A 2076-nucleotide genomic window follows, 5' to 3' on the forward strand; every position below is an offset into this window, starting at 1 on the left:
CTCGCGAATGCGCCGGGTCAGTAAAACATTTGGCGACTGACCCACCGCATTCGCGAGCAAGCCCGCTCCCACAGGAGATTTCAGGCGTGCCGGTAATTGTCAGTCAGTACCGTATTTCGGCGAACGCGGGCCGTACAACAGGCCGGCGTGCTGACCGGCCGACAACAGGCGATTGCTCGCCACGCCGGCAATCGGATACCCGGCATCGGTCGAACTGTTGATCACCTGCTTCACCGCGGCAGTGATCAGCATGCCGACCAGACCGCGACCACTGTTATTGCCGCCCTCTTCGCTCGACGCCCGTGCCGAACCGGTCCACAGCGTGGTGCCGGATTTCAGATCGACCAGTCTGGCGGTGGCGGTTACCGCGGTTTCGCTGCTGATCACCATGTAGCGCGTACCGTACTCGGTCACGGTGATGTACAGCGCAGCGTCGGCGCCGAAGATTTCCTTGAGCTTGTTGGCCGGCGCCTGATGAATGTCATCCGGGGTGGTCAGGCCGTTCTGGCGGAAGGTTTCGTCCACCAGGGTGATCGGCAGCACGTAGTAACCGGCCTCGGCCAATGGGAACGTCACCTGCGACAGCAAGCTGTAGGAAGCCTTGACGTCCGGCGAGGTGTTCAGCGGCGGCAGCACCAGAATGGTCTTCGGCCGTGCCTGTTTGTACGCCGAGTAATCCACGGTTTTCGGCGCGACGCAGCCACCGAGCACGGTCAGGGCCAAACCGGCGGCCAGCAGTTTCAGGGTGCGCGAGATCATTTGGCGTCTCCGGTCTTGGCGTTTTTAAGCAGAAAATCCATGTATGGGCCGGACTCGGGGAACAGCGCTTTCTCGGTGCGGAACTGCTGCACCATCTGATCGTCCTTGCCCATGCTCAGGTACAGCAGGCCCAGGTGCGCGTGGTAGCCCGGCGGCACCGCCTTGCCGGTGGAACGGATCTTCTGCAGGTCGCGCTCCAGCACTTCGGCCTGGGCTTCTTTCGGCTCTTCGCCTTTGAAGTATTCGTAGACCTGCGGTTGGTAGTCTTCCCACTGGTACAGGGTTTTCGGGCTGCTGCAACCGGCCAGCAAGGCGCTGGCGGCCAGCGTCAGGGCCAGCAGCGACCGCGACAAAGTCAGATTCATGGGTGTTGCTCCTTGCAATGAATAACGATCAGTTGCCCGGTTTCCAGGCACCGGCGTTCATGCCATCGACCAGACGATTGATCGCCTCGCGCATGGCCAGATCGAGGACTTTGCCGTTGAGGGTGGAGTCGTACGCAGCGGTGCCGCCGAAGCCGATGATTTCGCGGTTGGACAAGGCGTACTCGCCGGCGCCCTGGGTCGAATACACCACTTCGGAGGTGCTGATATTGACGATGTTCAGGTTGACCTTGGCGTAGGCGACCTGGGTCTTGCCACGGCCGAGAATGCCGAACAGCTGGTGGTCGCCGGTTTCCTTGCGGCCGAACTCGGTGACGTCGCCGGTGACCACGTAATCGGCGCCCTTGAGGCGCTGGGCCTGGCCCTTGATCGCCGCTTCCTGCTGGATCTCGCCCATATTGTCGCGATCCAGTACCGAGAAGCGGTTGGTCTGCTGCAAGTGAGTGATCAGGATGGTCTTGGCTTGGCCGCCGAGACGATCAACGCCGTCGGAGAAGATCCCGCGCATGTAGCTGGAGCGGTTATCGAACTTGCCCACCGCCATCGGTACGCGAGCGCCGCTCCAGGCTTGCGTGGCGCTCTCGACCTTGGCCACCGGCAGGGCGCGGGAGCTTTCGGTGGCGCACCCGGCAAGGGAGCCGGCGAGGGTGCCGAGCACGGCAATCGCAACGCCTGAGACCAACATCCGGGAGATCATTCTCACTGTGCATTCCTTCTGAAAAAAAACGGTGTGTCCCGGCACGGCTACGCGGTGGGGAGCGGAAAAGGGGCGGCATTATGACAAAGTGCCACCATTGGTGACAGAGATTTTTGACGCCAATCAATTGGCTTGTTTGGACACACACAAATCCCCCCTGTGGGAGCGGGCTTGCTCGCGAAGGCGTTCTGTCAGAGACATCTGTGCTGACTGACACACCGTCTTCGCGAGCAAGCC

General features: G+C 61.6%; 3 protein-coding genes. All 3 read right to left on the reverse strand.

Going from position 1 to position 2076, the window contains the following annotated elements; all coding sequences use genetic code 11:
• Window positions 1-99: 99 nt before the first annotated feature.
• Genes QMX91_RS30835 through QMX91_RS30845 form a run of 3 tightly spaced genes read right to left on the reverse strand, consistent with a single transcriptional unit; the run spans window position 100 to window position 1839 of the window.
• Window positions 100-759: a DUF799 domain-containing protein gene (locus QMX91_RS30835; RefSeq protein WP_282413880.1), complete on the reverse strand. Its 660-nt coding sequence runs from the start codon at window positions 757-759 to the stop codon at window positions 100-102.
• Window positions 756-1124, reverse strand: a complete 369-nt coding sequence (locus tag QMX91_RS30840) for a DUF4810 domain-containing protein (protein ID WP_003225593.1) — start codon at window positions 1122-1124, stop codon at window positions 756-758. The genes QMX91_RS30835 and QMX91_RS30840 overlap by 4 nt, the downstream gene beginning before the upstream one ends.
• A gap of 28 nt (window positions 1125-1152) precedes the next feature.
• Window positions 1153-1839, reverse strand: a complete 687-nt coding sequence (locus tag QMX91_RS30845) for a CsgG/HfaB family protein (protein ID WP_171061824.1) — start codon at window positions 1837-1839, stop codon at window positions 1153-1155.
• Between the last annotated feature and the right edge of the window lie 237 nt (window positions 1840-2076).

Origin of the sequence: Pseudomonas sp. PS01299 (genome assembly GCF_029960145.1) — a bacterium.
GTDB lineage: Bacteria > Pseudomonadota > Gammaproteobacteria > Pseudomonadales > Pseudomonadaceae > Aquipseudomonas > Aquipseudomonas putida_A.

What these genes read in the sequence shown, in the direction of transcription:
- QMX91_RS30835 (WP_282413880.1), bottom strand. Translation starts at nt 759, where the DNA reads ATGATCTCGCGCACCCTGAAACTGCTGGCCGCCGGTTTGGCCCTGACC.
- QMX91_RS30840 (WP_003225593.1), bottom strand. Translation starts at nt 1,124, where the DNA reads ATGAATCTGACTTTGTCGCGGTCGCTGCTGGCCCTGACGCTGGCCGCC.
- QMX91_RS30845 (WP_171061824.1), bottom strand. Translation starts at nt 1,839, where the DNA reads ATGATCTCCCGGATGTTGGTCTCAGGCGTTGCGATTGCCGTGCTCGGC.